The organism is Pseudoalteromonas porphyrae, assembly GCF_001298125.1.
GTDB lineage: Bacteria > Pseudomonadota > Gammaproteobacteria > Enterobacterales > Alteromonadaceae > Pseudoalteromonas > Pseudoalteromonas neustonica.
Genome location: NZ_LHPH01000007.1, coordinates 122,276 through 145,787, shown reverse-complemented (window position 1 = coordinate 145,787; position 23,512 = coordinate 122,276). Strand labels below are relative to the sequence as shown.

The window sequence follows — 23,512 nt, the reverse complement described above, 5'->3', positions numbered from 1 at the left end:
CCCTCGGCATGACCATTGCTTCATATCCTATAGATTATTTAAAGCATCAATTTATTTAAGCAGGAGAAATTATGAGTAATAGTAAAGTTGCTGAATTTACAGCTCCCGGTATGACTAGCGAATCTGCGACACGCACCATTGATCTACTCGATAACCGCATGGTGGCCCTGATTGATTTACAACTGACTTTAAAGCATATTCATTGGAATGTAGTAGGTCCTAACTTTATTGGCGTACATGAAATGCTTGATCCGCAAGTGGAGGTAGTTCGAGAAATGACCGACACCATCGCTGAGCGAATTGCCACGCTAGGTGGTGTGCCGATCGGTACTCCTAAATCCATTGTCGATCGCCGCTCATGGGAAGATTATTCAATTGGCAAAGGCTTGGTAAAAGATCACCTAGTAGCACTTGATAAAGTATATAACGGCATTAATGGTGATCACCGCAAAGCTCTTGAAAAGCTATCTGAATTAGATCCTGTGTCTGAAGACATGATCATCGCACAACTTGCTGACCTTGAGCAGTTTCAATGGTTTGTTCGTGCGCACTTAGAGTCGTCAACTGGGGAACTAAAAACCAAATAACCCTCATAATACCCAGACAACCCTGCCCGTAGTGCAGGGTTTTTTGTCGCTATTTTTTACCTACGCGCTCAGCTTCTTTATAAAAATAATAATCGTCTTCGCAGTCATATTTATCATAGTCTCGATGACTTATAGTAAACGTTTTAGGGTCAGCTCCAAGTACTTTTTTCTCGTGCCAATACACGGCATCAGCATCTTTTAGCAGCTTATCTCGATTAACAACCTCCATGCTATCAAGATCTACCCCATGTATTTTATGGTGACCAAAATACACTGTTTTTCCATCACAGCCATACATAGCAAACCGCTCTAATAGCGCAAACTCCTGTACATCAACAGATTCCAATTGCGTGCCTTGATAGTAAACTGCATCAGTCGTTTTTAAAAAATCATTGTTGCTTAGCTCTACTCGCTCGTCGCTATAAGGACCAATAAGCTGTTGTTTAAAATATAGATGATTTTTATCGCTGGAGTAATTTCCGGATGGAGATAATAATGCAAAATGTTCAGGCACTACTTTTTCTAGTGGTTTAGCTAAGTAAAAAACCTGCTGTGAGTCACACCCAAATGCAAAGTTACTTAATAGCTCAAACTCATTAGCTTTGGCATTGGGTAATTCCTCAGCCCCTAAATACACTTTACTATCAATAATAAAGTAATCGTCGTCGAGCACTTTTAGTGTATTAATATCTTTGTATGGCACGCATTCAAGCCATGTTGTTGTATTAAAAGAACCATCAATATCCTGCTCATATTTGCCTTGATACCAATATAAGTGGTTATCGTCGTATATGTAGCGCTCATCAAATGCTTTTACTCCAACGCCACTGACAGCCGTTCTATTAAACGTATCATCGCATTTAATAAACACGCTATGTTGATCTTTCACTATAGACTCAGTTAAATGTGAAAACGTGTCGTAACCGATATTCTGGCGTACAAAGTTATAATAATGGTGGTTGCAGTCTTTTGCCCAAAAATCATTCATTAAGATAAATGTGGCAGGATCTGCACCACCTAGAATGATGAACTGTTGTTCTGGTCTTAATTGACTCGCCATGGCAAAAGACACGCTGCGCTTATGAATAAAAACATGGTATTTATCGCGAATAACATCGTGCTCTATAATTTCAAAGCTATCGTAATCCACTTGACCTGAAATAACATGGCAACCGTAATAAAGCTGATACTTATCTTTTGCAAAGTTACGCGCGATGACTTCAAATGAATCAATATCAGCGCCTTCAACTAAGCTATTACCGAGTGAAAACCAGTTTCCCATTGGAGAAAAACGGATCTGCTTTTTATTGACCGAGTAATAATATGAATCCGAGCGTTCACTATCAACAGGCCCTGAAAAAACCATTGAAGGGCTTACTAAAAAATTAAACAACGTACTCTTATTTTTAAGCGTAGGAAATAGTGAGTTCAAAAGTTGTAGCACGGCAAAAAAAGCAAACAATACAAAAATACAGGTCCAAAAATCCATTTTAATATCTCTATCCATAGGGGAGTAAGCATCTTAACTCAAATTATATTTAAGCTAAACTTTCGTCAGCCAATCAATCATTTCCTGCTTACATAAAAAAGGTTATTTTATATAACCTAAGTTATAGCTATTAAGTAAAAAACAGACTCTGCGCTATACTGATTAGATTAAATTTACTATCAAAGTATAAAAAGGAAGCTATTCTGATCTCTCGTTTATATGATTTTATGCCCGGCTTAAATACGTTACTTCACTATGAACGAAAATGGTTTGCTGATGATGTAAGAGCTGCACTCTCTGTCGCAGCGGTGGCATTACCAGTTGCGATTGCCTATGCACAACTCACCGGTGTTAACGCTGCGGTAGGTTTATACTCTTGTATTTTACCGATGATCCTTTACGCATTATTTGGCACTTCAAGACAGCTCATCGTCGGACCTGACGCAGCAACTTGCGCTGTTATTGCAGCAGTCGTTACACCACTGGCAGCTGGTGATAGTTTCAAGCATTGGCAACTTGTTGTCACCATGACTGCAATGACCGGCTTTTGGTGCTTTATTGCAAGCCGCTTTAAGTTGGGAGTATTAGCTGACTTTTTATCTAAGCCGATTCTTATGGGTTTATTAAATGGTGTCGCGATTACTATTATTGTTGGTCAATTTTCAAAAATACTTGGCTTCACTTTTGATGAAAAGTATTTATTGGAGCGTTTAGCCGCAATACCAACATACTTATCCCATACTCATATTCCAACTCTTTTAATGACCTTCTTTACAATTGCTGTTTATTTTACAATGAAACGCCTAAAGCCCACCTGGCCTGCATCTATGTTCGCCATAGCATTTGGCGCAATACTCGTATGGCTGTTTAATTTAAAACAGTTTGATATAAACACTATTGGTACTGTTACAGGTGGATTACCGGTATTTCACCTCCCGGTATATGATTTTGGGATTATTCGTGAGCTGGTGGTGCCTGCACTTAATTTAGCTATTGTTAGCTTTGTAAGTATGATGCTTACTGCGCGCAGTTTTGCCGCAAAAAATGGTTACGACATAGATGCTGATAAAGAATTTAGAGCACTGGGTATTGCTAATATTGGCTCAGCTTTATCACAAGGCTTTGCTGTCAGTGGCGCAGACTCACGCACTGCTGTTAACGACGACTCTGGCGGTAAAACACAGTTAGTGTCAATCATTGCAGCTGGCATAATCGCTATCATTGCACTGTTTTTAACAGCCCCCCTTGAGTTTATTCCCAGCGCAGCTTTAGGTGTGGTGCTTATTATTGCCTCTATTCATTTATTAGATTTAAAAGCTGTATGGCAATTAAAACGCAAAGACAAACACGCATTTTACCTTGCCTTAGCAACCTTGTTCGCCGTGCTCTTTATTGGTGTAATACCGGGGATCACACTTGCTGTACTATTAGGTTTATTTCAATTTATTCGAACTGTAATGCGCCCAACAGACAATGTGCTCGGCGTTGATGTAAAAGGCGTAGTAAGAAGTTTAGACACCACAGATAAAGCAAAAGCCGTACAAGGTGTATTTATTTATCGGTTTAATTCTCCTCTAACCTACTTTAATGCAGGCTATTTTAAACGCAGGCTTCTTGAGCAATACGCACGACAAAAAGACGACACACAGACACAATGCGTGATTATTGATGCTGTGCCCTGTTTTACGCACTTAGATTTAAGTGTCATGGCAATGCTAGCCGATTTAGATATGATTTTTAAAAAACGCGATATTCGTTTAGAGCTTGCAGGCAGAAAGCGCCAGCTACTTACGTGGTTTGAAATCGCAGGCATGACAACTGGCAAAGAAGGGATCTACATCCACTCAGACCTATATGTTGCCCTGCGAAAAAACAGTGTCAGTCAACCTATTAAACAAGTCGATTTATTTGAAGAAAGTCAAATAGCGCCTTAATAATAATAAAAACACACTGCTTAATGGATGAAAAATACTCATCCCATTAAACTCAACAATAAAATTATTTGAGTGGTGGGTATAGCGCTATATCAACATTAAATAATAGTTTTTGCCAACGGTGGTCTTTTATCTTTATTGAGTAAAACAAACCAATCAAGTCAACACCTTAAATTGTATGATTTTCATTCGGCGATATGAAAACTATTCAATATTAAAACCAAACTCACAGTGCTAAGTTTTTATTACCCAACAGGGTAAACAATCAATAGGAAATAATAATGAAGAGATTTATAACATTGAGCCTCGCTTTTGCAGTGACACTAGTTACTACAACTAGCTTTGATAGTGAAGCCGCGAATAAATATACAACGTGTAAATATCAAAAAGTTGCCGGTGCCCCTCACGAGCCAAATACAAGAACCAAATATTTTTCAGGTCATGTTCAATGCCCTGCAAACTTAACAACAGGCGAGGGTTATCATAGATTAGTATCACAAGTGCATAACAACTAAACTTAATTCTTGAATTCAAAAAAAGATAATATATTGATTATAAAATAAAAGGTCAGATATTAGCCTGACCTTTTATTTATTTGGAAGTATGCTCTACTTTAATCTTTCCATAAGATAAACATAGCTTAAACTACTCACCATCGCGCTTTGCTCATTATTAGCAGCGCCAGCATGACCACCTTCCATATTTTCAAAGTAAAGAACTTCAAGACCCATGCCTTGCATTTTTGCTACCATTTTACGTGCATGTGCAGGGTGTACACGGTCATCACGTGTAGAAGTAGTAAAAAACACTTTTGGATAGTCTGTTTCCTTTTTCAAATTATGGTAAGGCGAATACGTTTTAATATAATTCCATTCACTTGCAACATCAGGGTTTCCGTACTCCCCCATCCAACTAGCACCAGCTAATAACTTATTGAAACGTTTCATATCAAGTAATGGGACTTGGCAAATAACCGCATTATATAAATCAGGTCGACGTGTAAATGCAGCCCCAACTAATAAACCACCGTTGCTACCACCTTGAATTCCTAAGTGTTTTGGTGACGTTATTTTTCGAGCAATCAAATCCTCTGCAATAGCTTCAAAATCTTCAAAAGCTTTATGACGATTCTCTTTTTGTGCACTTTGGTGCCAGCTTGGTCCATACTCTCCGCCACCGCGAATATTCGACAATACATATACACCATCATTAGCCAACCAGTTCTTTCCTAAACTTGCTGAATAATAAGGCTGCATTGATACCTCAAAACCGCCATAGCCGTATAACAAGGTAGGATTTTTACCATCGAGCTTTAGATTTTTGCTATGAACAATAAAGTAAGGAACTTTAGTACCATCTTTTGACGTTGCAAAATGTTGTTTCGATTCATACTTACTTGCATCAAAGTGAGACTTTGCACTTTTTATTACTTTCGGACTGAGGCTTTTACCATCAACTAAATACAAACTTGAAGGTGTTAAAAAGTCAGTGTAGTTTACGAAGAAATCATCTTTATCTGGATCTGTATTGAAGACCGAGATACTTCCCGTCGTAGGAAAATCGACTTGCTCTATTTTCCATTCATCATTTTTAGCTGGGGTATAATGATAGAGTTTGTTTTTTACATCTTCCATTACAGTGACTAAAATAGCTGACTTTGTAAAACGAAGGCTTTCAATTGAAACGCGCTCAGTAGGTTTAATAAAACTGATAAACTCAGCTTTGTCGGCAATTAAAGAGTTGACGTCAGTATAAATAACCTCCGCTTGCACAAATTTTTTCCATGGCGATTTTAGCTGTACAAACACTTTATCGTTATTTAATCCGACTACAGACGCATCATTAGGAAGATTAAGCTTAACGAGTTTATCTTTTGCTAAAACATACATGTCACGCGTATAAAAACTTGTACCATCATAAATCAAATGATGCGTTTTATCGCCGTCATAAGCCGTATATCCCCCTGCTGATACAGAACTTTTACTCGCAGTAAATACTGTTTTTGCGGACTCTAATTTGGTGCCTCGCTTCCACAACTTTACTACCCCTGGATAACCAGAGTCAGTCATTGAACCTTCGCCAAAATTAGTACCAACAAATACTGTATTTTCGTCATACCAAGAAATAGATGATTTTGCTTCTGGTAAACTAAAACCATCTTTAACAAATGACTTAGTGCTAATATCAAACTCTCTTACAACGGTTGCATCCGCACCGCCACGAGATAATGATAATAAACAGCGCTGATAGCGAGGGTAATGGCAATTCATACCTTTATATACCCAGTTTTCATTTTCTTGCTCAGCTAATTCATCTAGATTTAAAACCGTTTCCCACTTTGGTGAATCTTTTTGATATTCAGCAAATGTAGTACGGCGATAAACACCACGAACATGTGTTTCATCACGCCAAAAATTATAATAATAACCCGCACGTTCTGCGGCATATGGTATCCGCTCTTTGTCATTTAAAATCGCTAACGTATTATCAAATGTTGCTTGATAGCTTTTCTGGGATTTAAGGTGCGTTAAAGATTCATCGTTTTGTTTTTTAACCCAGTCAAGAGCTTGTTTACTTTCAACCTCTTCAAGCCATAGAAAAGGGTCTTCTGTGGCAAAAGTATTCGTTATTATTAACGAAGAAGCGATCAGTGCAGTACGCAATATATTTTTTCTTTTCACGTCATTTCCTTCTGATTAAAAAACCACTTTATAGCAACCAGTACCTGCAATCAACACAATTGCGAATGCCAAATATCATACTTTGGCCTATACACCCAAGTCACCTCAAAATGCGAACATCGGTGGCATTAGGAACATAAAACAACTATTTCGAAATCGCTTAGCTGTAAAAATTACACAGCAAGGGATAATATAATTACTTTAATAATCACATATCATAGGCTCTGCCTTGTCTAAAAACCTAACATGCTGCTGCAAACTCAACCTCGAAAGATAAACAGGCCCTACGCTTTTTTCACAAACTTAGCCGTTATCATCATTTCGCCTACCCCATCGACCTTACAATCGAGCTGATGGTCTTTCGTATCTTTAATCCAACGGATCACCGCTTTGGTGCCAATTTTAATAACGAGCGAGCTGGCTTTAATTTTTAGATCTTTAACCACAGTTACTTTATCGCCCTCGGCTAATAAAGTGCCATTGGCATCTTTAACGTTAACTGCATCTTCTAAGGCATCACTGACAGGATCCCATTCATGTGAACACTCAGGGCAAATCAATAAAGTGTGATCTTGGTATACATATTCAGATTGGCATTTTGGGCAAAGGGGTAAAGACATAAGTAAGCACGCGTAAATAAATTTTCGATTATAATAATCACTCACACTGAATTTGTCTATTTGTAGACATTACGTGCAAAACTCTTGGAAAACACTTTTGCTTACTCACCACTTACTTAGCTTTTTACCTGGGAAAAATGGCATATCCACCTTTTGAATAGGCTGTTAGCGTTGAAAATAGCCATTGTAGAGAGGTTTATTATCCAGAGTTTTGGTTAATTACAATACAACCCTAAGTAGCTTTTATTGCGTCGTAAAAGCCTTACATGTACCCTTACCTGACTTTTAGAATAAGTAACTATTATGTATAAGCGTAAACTTTTTTATTTTGGCCTAACAACCGCCTTCTTTTTATTTTTGGCCCTGCTTAGCACCGCAATATCGTCGCATTTAACACGTGAAAATTTATTACAAAGTAATATAGCGCACTCATTACTTGTAGAGCATGAAAAGCTATCAAGTATTTCATACCGACTTTTTAAACAACTGACCGATGAAATAATTTTTGGCCAAAATGCCAACCAAGCTTACGTACGTAAAAAACAAAATTTAATTCAGCAGTCACTCAATCAAATTAAAAAGCTCGAAATTGAACAACGAAAAGCACTTGGTATATCTTTTACCAAAGGAAGCATCGAAGATACAGATGAGCTTGTACGGATGATTGATGAAATCACCATTGAATTTAGAGCGGTTGTGAGCAGCGGAAATAAAGCACCGTTAAATCAACAGGCACAACTAAAGCGCTTATTAGAAGTAACCATTGATGATCAGTTTAGAGAGGCTATCAATTCAGCCGTGGCTCGCCAAACCCGTGTTGTTACAGCAATTAATGCCAAAATGGATATGCTCAACACCACTATATTATGGTTTGCTATTGGCCTAGGCGCTCTTTCTATTCCACTAATATTATATGGCTGCTATTGGCTTTTTAACCAGCTTTATCAACCTCTTATACTAATTGCTAACGCAACAAATTCTATTGCGCTGGGCCACTACCAAAAACCTATATCTGTAAAACTAGATGATGAGTTTGAAGAACTGGCCACCTCGATAAATCAACTCGCTCTGCGCCTTCAAGAGCATGAAAACAATGCAATACAATCTAGAAAACAATTAGAACAAGAAGTAAAACAACGTACCAGTGAACTCACTGAAGCCAACCTTTTATTAACTAAAATTGACTCAAGGCGTCGTCAATTTATTGCCGATGTTTCACATGAATTACGCACACCATTAACGATAATCAGAGGTGAAGCACAAGTAACACTGAGAATGCAGTCTGTATCGGTTGATGACTTTAACCAAACACTAACCTCAATACTCGGACAAGCCGTGGGTCTAAGCCGTTTAGTTGACGACCTACTACTGTTAACACGCGCAGAGATGAACCAAATAGGCTTAGAGGTTTTACCAACCCAAATAATGCCATTAATAAGAACTGAAGTTGCTAAATGGCAAAAACTGAACCTAAGTCGCAGCATTGCATGCGTAACTCACTCAGATCTAGACGATTTAGTCGTAACAATAGACACCCAAAGAATACAGCAAGTGCTAGCAATTTTATTCGACAACGCCATTAAATACTCAAAATCAGATCAACCCATCGACATCAGTCTACATAAAACAGAGTCACTTATTACGATTACCATAAAAGATCATGGTGAAGGGATCTCTGCTGCTGAAGTTGATAATATTTTTGAACGTTTTGTGCGCTTTAGTAAACACAGTGAAGGCTTAGGTTTAGGGCTACCAATCGCAAAAGCCATTATTGAAGCTCACGATGGCAGCATTAGCGTTATATCTACCCAAGGACAGGGATCTGTATTTTCAATCTCTTTACCTTTAGGACATGTATGATGAATATATTACTCGCAGACGATGAATTACCTCTATTAAATTTTTTATCGCGAGGTTTACGGGCTGAAGGCTATGAATGTACAAACCTAAATGAACTACACGAAGTGCTCCCGTTTATTAAAAAGCACTCCCCTCAACTAGTGATCCTCGATAGGCTATTTGGTTCACAAGATAGTTTATCAATACTCGAAGCTATAAAAGCCTTACCAACCCCCCCCATGATTTTGATGTTAACTGCACTGGATGAAGTATCTGAACGCGTTAAAGGACTCGAAATGGGCGCTGATGACTACCTATGTAAACCTTTTGATTTTGATGAGCTATTAGCCCGTGTACTCGCATTAAAACGACGCATGAATACATCGCAACAGCATAATCAAACAACACAAAACATCGGTTCACTCGCTTTACTGATCCAACAACGTATAGCGTTACTCAATGATAAAGAGTTACCGCTGACAAAAATTGAGTTTGAGTTATTGCTTTATTTTGTTGAAAATCAAGACAAAGTACTATCTCGAGAGCGAATATTGAGCCGTGTATGGCAAACCTATAATGAGCCAAATACTAATATTGTTGATGTTTATGTTAGTAAATTAAGAAAGAAAATAGAAAGCGAACCTGATTTAACTATCCAAACATTGCGCGGAAATGGTTATAGAATGAGTCTAAAATAGCGCGAGCGGGTCACTCGCGCTTTAATTATATTAAAGTGAAATAGGCGATAACAACTTAGGGTTTTGCACTAAGTTTCGCACAGCGTGGGCATGATCTTCTTTAAATACATTATCATTACACCACTTACCAACACTGTTAATATCAACCATTGCAACATTAGGTCGGACGCTCCAGCTCACCTGTAACGGTGACGCTTTTTCATTATATGATGGGCCAGTAGTCGATCCTAGGTATTCAACAGGCACCCCCATATTAGTTGGTATATTAGGCGCTTGGTAATAGCCATTTACTTTTTCAACATCAGTAAGTTGTGAAAAGTTAAGCGCATTTTTATCATTCGCTAAAACAATCACCTGCCCTTCAACTCTCAAGCCCGGATTCATCGTACTTTCAGCTAAACACGCGCCTAATGTTGGCCCTGGTGTAACTTGTGCTGATGAATAAACAAAGTGCACTTCTAGCGTATCACCTACGTTTAATGAATCCCCCTTTGCAGAACAAATATTACTATTAACGGGTTTTAACTGGGCTGCTGATAATTTACCATCATAGATATAACCGGTGTGATGACCTTTCCCATCACCGTTGCCTGCAAAAGAGGTGAACTCGCCACCTTTATGCTCTGCATTTTTATGAAAATGAATATTACATAAATTAAGATCGCTACGGCTAGGCGCAGTACCAAAGCTACGTAAATTAGTTCCGTAACCTTGATCTATATCACGTGGTGATTGTGGCCCAAAGCCTTTGCCATTCGTGTTTTTTTCAAGTGCTACGCGCTGCTCTGCAATCACACTATCACTCACTGTTTTTGCACCAGCCATAGCACTCGTTAAAGTAAATGCCGACAAGCTAATAATACATGCACATTTTGCAATCATTGTTTTTTTCATTTTTTTCACTTTCATTTATGCCTTTTGTTAAAGTTCATAAACTCATGTTATTGAAAGTATCTAAAAAAAACTTATAGGGAACATTAAAATTAGATTAAAACTAAGAGAGTAATCGCACCAACATCGCAGCGATTAATAATTGAAAATGAAATGGTAACCTGACTTGATATTCAAGCTACCTGAAAAAACAGTTCGGCCCATTAATGTGATTTTTTAGGCCCTCGGCGAACCAAATCTTTCCCATTTTCAAATACATCCTGTGTTACCCAGCGACCTAATAACAACTTATGCTGATCATCAAGCACAGCGACAAACGGGCGACCATTTGTATTATTAGTGGCCAATGCCACACCTGTTACATTTTTTAAACCCAAGCCGCCGTTATCAATTAAAAATAAAAAAGCTTCAAGTTCGTCAAGTGTATCTATTACATCATTATCGTTAATCATGTTCATTGCTCATTACTTATTAATGGACATAGAATAACAGTTATGGGAAAGAGGATAAATAATAACAAGCTTTAACGCCTGCAAAGAAGAGCATTAATTAATCAAAAAAGACTTCTGAATAATCAATTTTTAAATTAATTATACAAATTTACCCATATACTATATCGACTAGCAGAACTGTCATAATTTTCAATTAAAGGTCCAAAATTTCACCTGAAAATTATTAATACAAAATAACTTGATCAGCGTAATCAACTAGAGGATGTTTGAAGGGTAATAGCAAAATAAATAGGGTAAAACATGTCTAAACTAAATAGTGCGCTGTTCATTGATTTCGATAATATATTCATTTGCGCTAGCTATGAAGAGATCGGACATTTGTTTATTGATAAAATATCCTCATGGCTCAAAGAGCTCAGTCAAACCCGACATTTTAATGTTAAACAAGTCTACATGAACCCTATCTCATTCTCTCAATATCGACAGCCATTTTTAGAGCATGGATTTAAAGTAATCGACTGCCCACCCGTTACGACTCTTGGTAAAACAGCAACGGATCAAGAAATAGCGGTCGATGCAACTATGTGCTTGATAACGCAGCCTCATATAGAGGAATACTTTATCATGAGTGCCGATGCCGATTTCACACCGGTTTTACGTAATGCCCGTGCACTTGGTAAACAAACCGGTATCAGCTTTGCAGGAAAAGCTAGTAAGTGCTACCTATCAGTTGCAGACTCCGTTTATAAACTCAATGAGCTTATTGGCTATACACAAAATGATCTACATTTAGAGCTAACACACACTCCACCGCTTCCCAAATCAGTAAAGCATAAATTAGAAAGTAAGTTAGTGTCCTACTTAGCAACAATTAAAAAACCGATTTACATCGGTAATATTACAACTAATGGTGCACTAGAGGATATCGAAATTCCAAAACATCGCTGGGGGTTTAAAAATTTTACGCAGTTGCTCAAACACCTTAATTTGCACCCTTATAAATCTGATTCCTCCTATCTATATGACCCTGCTTATCATGCTATAAAAGGTAACTATCCAGATGCGCAAATTATTACGCTAACACCATCTAATAAATTAAATAATACAACCAAACTAGTCTTGTGTGACACTGATAAATCCAATATAGCTGATTGGTTAAACACTCAGATTACACTAACGAATAAGCCTATTCATGTATCTAATTGCATACATAACACCCCATTATCTGAGTTTATTGCAGCAAGAAAACAATATGGCTTTAAGACAATATCTTTGCTTATTGCTAGCTTGAAACTAGATGAATTATGCTATCATAGCGGTTATATTTTTCATCCCAAAAAACATCTCATCACGGGTGCTCACCCCAACTGTGTGATTATTAATTTGCCTCATGATGAGACATCAAATTCACAAGCTTTAAATGAGCAACCTGTGACTTCGTTAAACGATAAATTACAAAAAGTACTTGATAGATTAGAAATTCCTTTATTTAATAATAACGTGTTTACGCGCATTTTTTCTGTTTTGTCTAAAGGTATTGCGTTAAGCCTTTATTGCCCAAAAGCACTGTCAAATTTTGTCACTGAGGAAGTCGTTAAGTCAGGTAATACTGTAAAAACGAAACACATTGAAAATATCATTACCCACTTGCAGAATTCGGGTCATTATTTTTCTGATAATGACTGTACTAAAACACTCACAAATGCGTTTTTAAAATATTTACGCGAACAGTGCCAAGCTTTAAATATTCCACTCACCATCAAAGAGCAAGTACAAGTAAAAAGCTTTTTTATAGCGGATAAGCTGTAATTAAAGAGGTAAATACAGGCGTATAAAAAGACGAACTTATTTTCAAAAAAACGATATGGCTGTTCTATCTTTCATTTCAGTTGCAAAAATAACAAAGGCCACGAGAACGGCCTTTGTTATTTTTATTTTTATTTTTATTTTTATTTTTATATTAGTCTAGCTGTGCACTCATAAATAAATACACATAATTACTAAACTCAGGTTTAGTTATATGCCCACCTTCAGCTATCGTATCTAATAATTTTGCATAGCTTTGAGCATCAGTCGCATTGCCACCATAACCATATAGCAATAAAGTTAACTCTTCCAACACCACTTGGTCTACAGGTTCAGGAAAAACACTGCCAAAAGACAAGTTAGGGATTTGCCCTGAAACACCGCCACTGATATCCCAATCAAATCGAGTTTCAGCGGCATCACTCACCAAAAAGCTATAGCCCCAGCGCGCTCTAGCAAACCTCTCATCGACATTACTAAAATCAAAGTTTAACTGCGAATCGTTTGCAAACTGCATTAAATCGAAGCCCAACCCCGATGATATCTCTGGTAAATCTGTAGGTATATAACTGCCATCAGCATTGACACTGCTTCGAGCGTAGCTGTTGAAGCTCACTTCTACATTATTCGCATTACTTTTTTGTGAGTTAACTTGAACATAAAAGTTATGCTCAGTAACTGTTGGGAATACGAATAAAGAATCATCACCACTAAAAGATACGAACTGTACAAACTGATATTTACTCGCCTCTTCGATATAACCTCTTGTGCTAGAATAGCCATTTTCTTGAGTTTGCTGTACGGCCACTTCTACGCCTTCATGGCTAAAATCAGCTTCGGTCAATTTGATAACTTTGGAATCTTGAGGTATTGCTATTACGGCTGCTTTAGCTTCAACAGCAGATTCAGTAATTGCCGTTAAATAGAGTTTTTCTTCACCTGGGCAAATATATACTGTATCTGTAAGCTCATTCCCTGCTTTGTATACTTTATAGTAAGCTGCAATATCACCTAGGTTTATTGTATCCACCCTATATTCCTCACAACCACAATTTTGATTGTAGTTTTCGAAATAAAACTTACCTAGGTTGTTTCTATTTTCAATATCAAGCTCTGTTAATATCTGTGTGTATTCTTCTTGCTGATAGTCCGTCACATCACCTAATACTGAAAGATGCTTAGTGCCAGTGGGTAATTCACCAGAAAATAGGCCTTGTTCATCCGTTTTTGCTGAACCTATTGAGTTACCATCTTGATTATGAAAAACGATGTCAGCTTGGTAAGGCGTATCAATCTCGCATTGATAAGAAAGCGCTTGTAGTGAAATAGTCTGTGCTTGATTAGAATTCCCACCATTAGAACCAGGTGTTGTAGGGGTCGTATTATCACTATTAGATGATGACCCGCCACATGCTGTTAATGCTACTGTAAGTGCAGCCACAAGCGGCGTAAGTATATATTTATTCATTATTAATCCATTCAGTTTTTATGCTATTTTTATTATCTCAGCTAAGAGCGTGCTATAACAGGTTGAAAGTTAAAGAATTGCAATAAATTGTAAACAAAAGCGAAAATAAAGTTACTCAAAAACTTACCCATTACTGACATTAACCTATACGCAGCATAATACGCCTTCACTTAATTATTAGATCAGTCAAAAAGCAATCTGTGCATATTATTTTCATCGCAGCTCGTTTGATTAACCCCACCAACCTCACCATTAAGCACCAATAGCTTTTTAGCTTTAGCTACTTAAAACTTTACCTTTTACACACCAACCTATTCCTTCTTGATTTATGATAGTTTTCTAACGAAGCTCATTACTAAATTTGCCTAAGCTAGTACAAAGGTATACCAACTCTGCATATGCTCACTTCCCATCTTGGCTTGTATTAACCGGCACTCAGCGATTTTATTTGCGCCAGCAACGCATTAATAAGATAGTAAGCCTAATAAATAGCGCTAACAGCATAGGACCTCCATGATCAAACAACTATTAGCCACTAGCTTAATGCTATCTTCTTTTTCTACCTTGAGCGCTAACTTAACAGTTGAAGAGTTACGCCTTGAAAAAGCCGCAACAGCAATGCCACAGGTTTTAGCTGCATTTTCTGATGATTTAACGCAATTTGAACACAGCTGGAAAAGCCTAAAAAACTTCAAGCAAGCAACAGACTTAATACATGATTACTCAAGCCAACTTTGGCAAGACGCTAAAACCCGTATTGTAACCAGTAAAAGTTACGATGATCGCGAACTATACTGGGCTCGCTTACTTTCGAGCAAAATAATTCGCACCACAGACACAAAGTTTACTCTTACTCCAGCAGAGCAAAATACTTTATTAACCATGCTTGAAAACGGCAGCCGTGGTCGCACCGACCTTGCCTACTCTAAAAGTACGAAAAAGAAGATTTTACTGACTGGTTTTGACCCATTCTTACTTGATCGAAACATCAACCAAAGTAATCCATCTGGCGTAGCCGCATTATTATTAGACGGACAAGTGATCACTTATAAAGGCATTAGCGCAGAAATAAATACCGTGATGGTGCCTGTGCGCTACGAAGATTTTGATCAAGGCATTATTGAAGCCCTACTTGCACCTTACTACGCACTAAATAATGTCGATATGATAGTAACTGTAAGTATGGGGGGTAAAGACTTTGACCTTGAGCGCTTTCCGGGCAAACGCCGCAGCGTCACCGCTCCAGACAACGCCAATATTGTTTATGGTGGCACAGCAACAGCCCCTAAAATACCAAGCTTAAACGAGCGCCCGCTACCGGGTAACGAATTTGTAGAATTCAGCCTACCCGTTACACAAATACAACAAGCTAAAGGGCCATTTACCATAAATGATAACCACAAAGTCATTACACTTGAAAAAGCATTTGAACCCAACAGTTTGAATAAACTAAAAAATGCCATTGCAGTAAAAGGCGGTGGTGGTGGCTACCTATCGAATGAAATTTCGTATCGCAGTATTCGCCTGCGTAACGAGTTAAATTCAAGCATTCCCACAGGGCATATCCATACTCCACGCATTGCACAATTTGAACCAGAAACAGAAGCAAAGATAGTTAAACAAATTCAAGCAATGTTAGAAAAAAGCTTAAAAGCATTATAACGAGAATCATAAACCACTATTAGCTTTACCAAGCTGGTAGTGGTTCAATCAAATTCCCCACGCCCCCCAAAACGAATAAATAAAAATACCTATTAAGTAAACTTTGTTAAACTAAAATTCGTATAGGCATTAGTAAAGTTATAAGTTGGATAACATGGAAAAGATTTTTCAAAATAGTCGATTTTTAGTCATCATAGCCGTAATCACCGCAGCATTATCAGCACTGCTGGTTTACGTGTCATGCATTAATATTGTGTTTAATATAGTAAAAATAACTATATTCAATTTGCCTGACTCGGCTAAAGGTGGGAAAGAACTCATAGTAGAGTTACTTAAAATTCTCGATTTACTCTTAATCGGGATCACATTACAAGTTATCGCCATCAGTTTGTATCGTCTATTTATAGCGCCCCCTAAGTCAAATGAGATTCAATTTTTAGCCGCATTCCACATCAAGGACTTTCATGACTTAAAAATAACACTCGTGCAAGTCACTTCTGTCGTACTGGTTATCGTATTTTTAGAGCATGCTGTTGAATTTGGCGGCGCCTTAGAGACTCTTTATTTAGGTATTGCTACCGCCGTTGTAATCGCCGCTTCTACATTTGCATGGCGCTCAATGAAGTAGCTCATATACCCAAACCACCTAAAGGTGCGAGCGTCGTCGGAATTTAAAGCGATTTAGGCAAGGCATTGATTGCTAGTAATAATGGTTCTATTGTTAAAATCGATCCCTTATAAAAGTAACCTAGTATAAATCGCTTTAAAATCAACCCGCGGAGCGTTTAACTGGGACTTACTCTCATCATTGTTACTTCTTAAAAGGGATTGCCATTGTTGCAAAGTAACGCTGATATTAAGCCACTGTGAAACGCTGAATTCTGCATCTTGAGGTGGCTTGGGTATGTAATATCAAATTAACGACATAAAACAGGTCGAAACAACACTTTCGGCCTGCTCTTTTATAGACAGGTTATTAATTGTTTGGCCATATTTGCGCACCATCCACTTCAACTTGAGTGTGATTTAACGAACTGCAATAACCTTTTTCACTCGCAGCAAAATACACATCGCCTAATACGGGATAATTTTTACTATTAACTTGCTGCTGCGCTTTAGCCGAAGTTGCCATTCCCCACAGAGTAAAATAATTGCTTAAATTAAGCGACGTCACCTCTGACAATGCAATCAGTAACCAATCATTATTAGTTATCAACTTTGCCTCTGCGAGTGTGTAGTCATTAAAGCCCAATGCATTTTTTTGCGCTTGCCAATTACTCTCATTGTTATCGGCTTGGCTAAAAGCACGTTCTATAATGTGTAGTCGTGGATATAAATGCCAACCATTTTCAAGTTTGTTATATGCTTGTGCCGCCATCATAATTTGTAGGTAAATGGCATGACTTTGTGACCATTCGGACATAGCCAACCCTTGCATGTAAGCAAATGGATCAGGCTGCTTTTTACTATGTTGTAAATGGTTAAATAAACTTTCAAACGGTAAACTTTGGCAGTTTGCTGAATTACCTGTCTCATCTTCAAAAAGCGATTTAGTGTAATAAGAATAAAAGTTTGTATTTGAATGACCGCCAAACCCATCTATACGAAAACGCCCTTTTTCTAACCCATGGCCAAGCTCATGAATATCACCATGACCAACAGGGTTAAAATTCCAACCTGCATCATATGGATTACCAGAACACCCCCAACCGCATGTAGGTTGATCTGCATTCATGTGCTTTACAATATCAATTGTTTGCACTTCAAGATTACGGCTAGTGGCAAAGTCATGGATCTCATTAATCACAGAAATACCAGGACCTTTAAAGCCCGCTAACACATGAGGGTAATTATGCGTATAACGCACAACCGCATTAGCAAAGTCAGAAGCGATTGGCCAGTAACCTTCATTAATCGATTGTCGCATTTTCTCAAGTTTTGAATGTATTTCAAAGCCATCCGTTGCCACTTCAGCCCAATCGAAATCGCCTTTTTCTAGTTGCTCTGCAAAAAGCACATCATCAACGGGGCTTCGCCAATATGGATGCTGCCCTACACTTTCAAACTTAAAACTGACCGATATATTATTTTTATCAAACTCAACTTGGATAGGCCCACCATAAGGTGACGTAAAATATACCGTTTCATTGCTAGCAACTGGAACATGAATCGATTGTAATTTAGACGGTCGGTTATAACCATTTTCGCTCATAAAATGAGTGGCACCATCGCGTAGTGAATTAACAAATATTTTGGTAGATACCGCTTGATTATCAGTGCGAGTAATAGAAAACGTTTGCCCAGGTAAAGCATATACCCCAGCAGAGCGAAATTTGGGTTTGCTTACCATAGTCACGGTTACCACTTTAGGCGTTACATGGCTAAAATCGCTGCGGCTAAAATTTCCCATGTCGGTTTGCTTTGGGTTCACTTTTCGTAGATTCACAACCGAATGATCAGCAAATAATGATTTAAAAAAAGCATTCGTATCACTACTTAGTTTATCCATCGGAAATATGACTGTTTGGCGATAGTGATCGCCTAATAACGCTAGTAACTTATGAAAACGATGTCCCTCACTTTCAAATATCATACGTTTATTAAGATCAAACTCTCTTAAGTCATTTTTGATAATTTCTGCGGCATCAGCAAACTGTTGTTGGTACTGGCTTTGATCTGGGCAACTGCGTGTATCACAGCTCGAAAGGTCGACAGTGAAGCTATCGTTTTTAAATCGTAACAGTAGATCTTTAACTACTTGAGCCGCTGCGGGTAAAGTATTGTTAAGTACGTTTGAATCCCAATCTTTCAGCTCTAGTCGATGCCAGTAATTATCTGCAATAACATTTATATTCATAAGCTCAAACAAGGCTTGTCCTAACGGTGTTTGACTACCATCTCGTTGAATATAAAGTACCGCTATATCTCGCGCTAGAGCTTGTTTTACCGCTGCTGCTATTATCTCAGTGTTATGTTCTGTACGCAGGTGCTGCGAAATAATTAATACATCAATGTCGTCAGTTAAGCAGCCTGTTAGCGCTGTATTATCACATGCGCCAGCTTCGTTATAACTCACTTTGTCGGCAAAGTGGGTATCGAACCATAAACGTGTTTGACTTTGATCTTTAAAGTAATAACTCTCATCAAGTTGCGCCATAACTAATTTAAGCGGCTCAGCCAAATTAATGTTGCGCCCTGCTAACCATGTAGAGCCATTACCCAAAAATGCCTGCATTTGTTGGTTAATTTCAGTGCGAAATGGGTTACTACCAAAAACTAAATAACGTCCGCTGTTATCTTGATTATTGCCTGCAATAGCTAAAGGCTGCTCTTTACTTTCATACCCTTGTTGCCAACTATTGTTTGTATAGAGCACAGTTTGATTAAACGGATACTTTGCTTTTAATAAGGTCGCATCCCATGTTGGGTTCCAACTTAGTGCCGTTAATGGGCTCTGTGAATCATATTGAAACAATGCTTGTTTGATGGTTTGAAAGCGCAAACTATGTGCATCAACTTCAGCTAACGCTGCGTCTAATAATAGCTCACTGTTTGGTACATCTAACGCATTACCAGAAACCAAAGCCGTTTCAACATAACTAGGTGAAATGGTGATAATTAATTGTTTAACTGTTGTCACACGAGCATCTGATAAAGACACATTTAACGTTAACTCAGCAACATCAGCGTCTGTTGCTATCCCAGTTAGCTCAAAAGAACGGCTATTAAAAGACAGCCAATTAGGCAGTTCAGCAATAGATACACTAACTGGATCTGAGTTTACATCACTTACTTGCAGAGTTAATGAAAATGCTTCACCCGCTCTGGCGGCAGCCTTTGTCGTTATTAAAATTGGTGGTGTATTTACTCGTTCTTGTACTTTAAAAACTTGCTGTTTTGTTTGCTGGTTTTCACTATCACTAAACTGAAACGTAATAATGTGCTCACCCACATCTTTATAAGCAGGTATTCCTGAGAATGTTTGCGTCGTAGCATCAAATACTAACCAGTCTGGCTGCAAACTAGGTGTAACAGTAACTAGGTCGTTTTCAGGATCTTTAAAAGTTAATGAATAACGATACATCAGCCCTTCATGCGCATCCAAAGGCGCTGACAATAAAATTGGCGTTTGATTTATTACTTCTGTGATTGGCGGATCAATAATAGGAGACTTATGCTCATCACTCCCCCCACATCCGCTCAAAAAGGAAAGTAAAAAAGCAGTTATAAGCGATGACTTGAGGTTGGGGCACATTTTTATCATTATCAACTAAAGTTACAGACGATCATTACTGGTATTATAATCTCATATGCAAAACTAATAACTAGCAATAAACACTTATATTCACCCCAATCAAACCAGATCTTTTTGCCACTGATAAATTCAATAAAGCTAAATAACACCAATAATAAAGCGCAGTAAAGGCAAGCCAGCACTCACTTTATATTGAATTATATTCACCTATTGCTGTTTTTAATTTATGCTTGAGTAAATTGCAGCTCGGCATCATTATAAATGAAACATAAATACCCTCCCCTTCACCTGTTAAGTATTTTTGAAGCCGCTGGACGTCTAGAAAACTTTAAAGCCGCCAGTGAAGAATTATTTATTACTCCATCAGCTGTTAGCCACCAAATAAAAGCGCTTGAAGGGCATTTAGGGTTTGCTTTGTTTCAACGAAAAAGCCGTGGTGTAGCACTCAATGCAGCAGGCGAAATGTATTTAAAATATGTGCAGCGAGGGCTAAACCAGTTTGAAGATGGTACTAAAAAGTTGCAGCACCACTTTTCGTCCCCTGCCCTTAAAATATCTTGTTTCACTTCCTTAGCCAGTAACATTATTATCCCACAACTTGGTGCATTTCAAGCTGCCCATCCAGATATAGAAATCAAAATAGAAATAGGGAATAAGCTGTCGGACTTGCGCTACGATGATATCGACTTAGCGATTAGGCTAGGTGATGGTAATTGGCCTAATACTATGACGCAAAAACTCGTTGATATTCAAGTGGCAGCAGTATGCTCACCCACCTTTGCCAAACAACACCAACCTCAATTATTAACAGATATTAGTCAATTACCGTTAATTGACTTTACCTATATTGACGACGCATGGCAGCAATGGGCAAAAGCCATGGGGGTAACACTCAACAGTAGCAAACGCTCACTTACATTTAATGATTACGAGTCTGCAATGAATGCTGCCACACAAGGATTAGGTATGACACTTGCCATGTTCCCTATTGAAAACACGTCACTGAGTCATGGGATGATTGTCGCACCATTTAATGAATTTATGCCCTACCCAAAATCACTGTATGCAGTTTATCGACAAGAAGATGCTGAACGCCACGATATTCAATGTTTTATCAATTGGCTAAAAAAGTCAGACCTACTGCTACACAATAGATGAATGCTGCTCACCCATCGAGTGAATATTATCCTTTTGTGCCGCTAACCATTTGTTTCTAAAATAGCCCATATATTAGCAAACACAATGAATAGCCCATGCTCAATAAAGCCTTACTGATCTGTTATCGCATCATCGCCACTGTGATCATCCTGATGCCGTTGATACTCAACGTCGTTATGCGAGGTGACGTAGTAGCCTCGTTTATTTATGTACCATTACTTGCCCTTGTACTGCTACTTATTGCTGTTTACTGTGATGATAAGCTGGTGCGATTTATCACTTAGGGCAAAAGGTCTGGTTTTATCAAAACAACCACTAGGATCATAGTGTTTATATTTGCGTTGTAGCTGTTTTATATGCCCAAGCCACCTCAATATGCAGAATTCAGCGTTTCACAGGGGTTTAATATCAAGGCGTTACTTTGCAACAATGGCTATCCCTTTTAAGAAGTAACAACGCTGAGAGTAAGTGCCTGTGAAACGCCCAAAGGGTTGGTTTAAATAAAAACTTAACGACGCTGCACCCTTGATTTAATTAGTTAAATTGTTCAAATATTTATGCCGATTGGTATTGTCACTTCCTCTGCATTGTGGAGCTAATTTGTCGTGATAAATATCGAACTGCAATAGGCTCGTGTTAAACCGCAAGTTCGGCTTCAACCCAAAAGCACGAGATTTTAAGTTGCAAATAGATTTATTTCATACACCTTTTTTCATAATAAATCACAGTAAATTAGCCACCAATTCGCAAGTTCTGCATCTACAACAAATAGCCCATGTGACTTAGCTTTTGGATAAGATTTAGCTTAACTCTTGCTTAAAGTTGTTGGCACTCTGCAAGCTCGGTTATAATCCACCTATCTGGCTGCATTTTTAGCCTCTAATTGGATTAAAACGATGAAAAAACTTTCTGCAGTGCAAATAAAACAACAAGCAGTGGTAATAAAAACTGCTGATACACTTGAAGAACAAGCCCGTACTGAAATCCCTGGCATGTTACAATGCTGGTTTGATGTGCAATATCACTTATTTCCAAGTTCTTTGCTACTGTGCTTCCAGTTTGAAGATCAGCAAGCGTTAGAAGCGGCAGAACCCGATCTATTAAAATGGCAAAAACGCTTAAGTGGCGCGATGTTAAAAAAAGGCGTTATTTTAAAAGACATGCGTAGGCATTTAGTTTTCACGTTAAAAGGGCCTGATGAGTAAGCCAGGTTTAGCCATCAATCAAGACGATTTTAGCGGAATTATTTTTTATTTAGGTCAAAATTAATTCCGCCAAAGCGATACTTCTATCTCACATAACTTTCAGGCTAAAGCCTGACCTACATTAAAAACCATTTACGTTACCATCTTAAGCTCCCTCAAGAGCACATTGATTCACATGCTTAATCAACTCAGGGAAGAATGCTAAAAAAATAGCATCTAATTCAGTGTAATAACGGGTAATATCTTCAGCAGCGCCAGTAAAGGTGTTAGTAAAACGAATCCGCGCAGCAATATTATCAAGCGCCAGCCCCACCCCATCGACAGTTTCGTACTCTTTAAACCAATCGTTTTCTGTCATGCTGGTTACTACGCGCTGCATTCGCGCTGGCATAACGGGTATACGTTTACCCAAAAGCTCATAACTGGTTTGCTTAAAGTCACTTAGTGGTTGTTGATTAAAAGTATGCCAATGCTGAATAAGAAAATGATCAAACAACACATCAATCGCAACCCCTGCGAAGCGCCTACGCTTAGGAGAAAAATACTGTTTCGCTTCTTTTACAAAAGGGTGTGAATCTGTGAATTTATCGACTAAATAATGATTATCTAGCGCATTTTTAACCGTGGCGGGTATCTGTGTTAACTGCCGTTGGCCACCAAAATCTCCCAGTAAATTCCCAAAATGTGAGTCGGCAGTAGGTTTTGCTAAATAAAGGTGGGCTAAATAATTCAAGACAGTCCTACGATAGTTAATACAACCTAATGCA

The 23,512-nt window shown here is 38.2% G+C and carries 19 protein-coding genes; 11 read left to right on the top strand and 8 right to left on the bottom strand.

Annotation, left to right across the window (positions count from 1 at the left end; translation table 11 throughout):
- The first annotated feature begins 71 nt into the window (after positions 1 to 71).
- Positions 72 to 587, top strand: a complete 516-nt coding sequence (gene dps / locus ADS77_RS07680; protein WP_054203454.1) for a DNA starvation/stationary phase protection protein Dps — start codon at positions 72 to 74, stop codon at positions 585 to 587.
- A gap of 49 nt (positions 588 to 636) precedes the next feature.
- Here the strand turns inward: dps and ADS77_RS07675 are convergent, their stop codons facing one another.
- Positions 637 to 2,076 carry a DKNYY domain-containing protein gene (locus tag ADS77_RS07675; RefSeq protein WP_054453760.1) on the bottom strand — a complete coding sequence of 480 codons (1,440 nt, stop codon included), beginning with the start codon at positions 2,074 to 2,076 and terminating at the stop codon, positions 637 to 639.
- A 203-nt stretch (positions 2,077 to 2,279) separates the two neighbouring features.
- Here ADS77_RS07675 and ADS77_RS07670 point away from each other — a divergent pair, with 203 nt between their 5' ends.
- Together ADS77_RS07670 and ADS77_RS07665 are read left to right on the top strand one after the other, a co-directional pair.
- Positions 2,280 to 4,010 carry a SulP family inorganic anion transporter gene (locus ADS77_RS07670; RefSeq protein WP_054453758.1) on the top strand — a complete coding sequence of 577 codons (1,731 nt, stop codon included), beginning with the start codon at positions 2,280 to 2,282 and terminating at the stop codon, positions 4,008 to 4,010.
- Between the two features lie 281 nt (positions 4,011 to 4,291).
- Positions 4,292 to 4,525, top strand: a complete 234-nt coding sequence (locus ADS77_RS07665; RefSeq protein WP_054203456.1) for a hypothetical protein — start codon at positions 4,292 to 4,294, stop codon at positions 4,523 to 4,525.
- Positions 4,526 to 4,618: 93 nt separating this feature from the next.
- On the opposite strand, the gene ADS77_RS07660 is transcribed toward ADS77_RS07665, so the two are convergent.
- Both ADS77_RS07660 and ADS77_RS07655 read right to left on the bottom strand, forming a co-directional pair.
- Positions 4,619 to 6,676: a prolyl oligopeptidase family serine peptidase gene (locus tag ADS77_RS07660; protein WP_054203487.1), complete on the bottom strand. Its 2,058-nt coding sequence runs from the start codon at positions 6,674 to 6,676 to the stop codon at positions 4,619 to 4,621.
- Positions 6,677 to 6,975: 299 nt separating this feature from the next.
- Positions 6,976 to 7,311 carry a zinc ribbon domain-containing protein YjdM gene (locus tag ADS77_RS07655; RefSeq protein WP_054203488.1) on the bottom strand — a complete coding sequence of 112 codons (336 nt, stop codon included), beginning with the start codon at positions 7,309 to 7,311 and terminating at the stop codon, positions 6,976 to 6,978.
- Positions 7,312 to 7,614: 303 nt separating this feature from the next.
- Here ADS77_RS07655 and ADS77_RS07650 point away from each other — a divergent pair, with 303 nt between their 5' ends.
- Both ADS77_RS07650 and ADS77_RS07645 read left to right on the top strand, forming a co-directional pair.
- Entirely contained in the window at positions 7,615 to 9,171 is a 1,557-nt protein-coding gene (locus tag ADS77_RS07650) for a sensor histidine kinase (RefSeq protein ID WP_054453756.1), read from the top strand.
- A complete protein-coding gene (locus tag ADS77_RS07645) occupies positions 9,171 to 9,848 on the top strand; it encodes a response regulator transcription factor (RefSeq protein ID WP_054453754.1) in 678 nt (225 codons plus the stop codon). The genes ADS77_RS07650 and ADS77_RS07645 overlap by 1 nt, the downstream gene beginning before the upstream one ends.
- 30 nt (positions 9,849 to 9,878) lie before the next feature.
- Here the strand turns inward: ADS77_RS07645 and ADS77_RS07640 are convergent, their stop codons facing one another.
- Positions 9,879 to 10,742 carry a delta-class carbonic anhydrase gene (locus ADS77_RS07640; protein WP_054453927.1) on the bottom strand — a complete coding sequence of 288 codons (864 nt, stop codon included), beginning with the start codon at positions 10,740 to 10,742 and terminating at the stop codon, positions 9,879 to 9,881.
- Between the two features lie 200 nt (positions 10,743 to 10,942).
- Positions 10,943 to 11,191, bottom strand: a complete 249-nt coding sequence (locus ADS77_RS07635) for a hypothetical protein (RefSeq protein WP_054453752.1) — start codon at positions 11,189 to 11,191, stop codon at positions 10,943 to 10,945.
- 300 nt (positions 11,192 to 11,491) lie between these two features.
- Here ADS77_RS07635 and ADS77_RS07630 point away from each other — a divergent pair, with 300 nt between their 5' ends.
- Complete coding sequence (locus ADS77_RS07630) at positions 11,492 to 13,000, top strand: NYN domain-containing protein (RefSeq protein WP_054453749.1); 1,509 nt, start codon at positions 11,492 to 11,494, stop codon at positions 12,998 to 13,000.
- Between the two features lie 151 nt (positions 13,001 to 13,151).
- On the opposite strand, the gene ADS77_RS07625 is transcribed toward ADS77_RS07630, so the two are convergent.
- On the bottom strand, positions 13,152 to 14,465 hold the full coding sequence (locus ADS77_RS07625) for a hypothetical protein (RefSeq protein ID WP_054453747.1): 1,314 nt from the start codon (positions 14,463 to 14,465) through the stop codon (positions 13,152 to 13,154).
- Between the two features lie 513 nt (positions 14,466 to 14,978).
- On the opposite strand from ADS77_RS07625, the gene ADS77_RS07620 reads away from it, so the two are divergent.
- Together ADS77_RS07620 and ADS77_RS07615 are read left to right on the top strand one after the other, a co-directional pair.
- The gene (locus tag ADS77_RS07620) at positions 14,979 to 16,127 is read left to right on the top strand and encodes a hypothetical protein (RefSeq protein WP_054453746.1); all 1,149 of its coding nucleotides are present in this window, start codon (positions 14,979 to 14,981) and stop codon (positions 16,125 to 16,127) included.
- 154 nt (positions 16,128 to 16,281) lie between these two features.
- Positions 16,282 to 16,755, top strand: coding sequence for a YqhA family protein (locus ADS77_RS07615; RefSeq protein WP_054203463.1), 474 nt, complete (start codon positions 16,282 to 16,284; stop codon positions 16,753 to 16,755).
- A gap of 348 nt (positions 16,756 to 17,103) precedes the next feature.
- Here ADS77_RS07615 and ADS77_RS07610 read toward each other — a convergent pair whose 3' ends face one another.
- Entirely contained in the window at positions 17,104 to 20,382 is a 3,279-nt protein-coding gene (locus tag ADS77_RS07610) for an ImpA family metalloprotease (RefSeq protein ID WP_054453744.1), read from the bottom strand.
- Between the two features lie 261 nt (positions 20,383 to 20,643).
- On the opposite strand from ADS77_RS07610, the gene ADS77_RS07605 reads away from it, so the two are divergent.
- The 3 genes from ADS77_RS07605 to ADS77_RS07600 all read left to right on the top strand — a co-directional run bounded on the left by ADS77_RS07605 (position 20,644) and on the right by ADS77_RS07600 (position 22,745).
- Positions 20,644 to 21,540 (top strand): LysR substrate-binding domain-containing protein, encoded by an 897-nt coding sequence (locus tag ADS77_RS07605; RefSeq protein ID WP_054453742.1) that lies wholly within the window; start codon positions 20,644 to 20,646, stop codon positions 21,538 to 21,540.
- Between the two features lie 95 nt (positions 21,541 to 21,635).
- Positions 21,636 to 21,824, top strand: coding sequence for a hypothetical protein (locus ADS77_RS22105; RefSeq protein ID WP_054203466.1), 189 nt, complete (start codon positions 21,636 to 21,638; stop codon positions 21,822 to 21,824).
- A gap of 612 nt (positions 21,825 to 22,436) precedes the next feature.
- A complete protein-coding gene (locus ADS77_RS07600) occupies positions 22,437 to 22,745 on the top strand; it encodes a hypothetical protein (protein ID WP_054453740.1) in 309 nt (102 codons plus the stop codon).
- A gap of 145 nt (positions 22,746 to 22,890) precedes the next feature.
- Here the strand turns inward: ADS77_RS07600 and ADS77_RS07595 are convergent, their stop codons facing one another.
- Complete coding sequence (locus ADS77_RS07595) at positions 22,891 to 23,478, bottom strand: ACP phosphodiesterase (RefSeq protein ID WP_054453737.1); 588 nt, start codon at positions 23,476 to 23,478, stop codon at positions 22,891 to 22,893.
- Positions 23,479 to 23,512 lie beyond the last annotated feature (34 nt).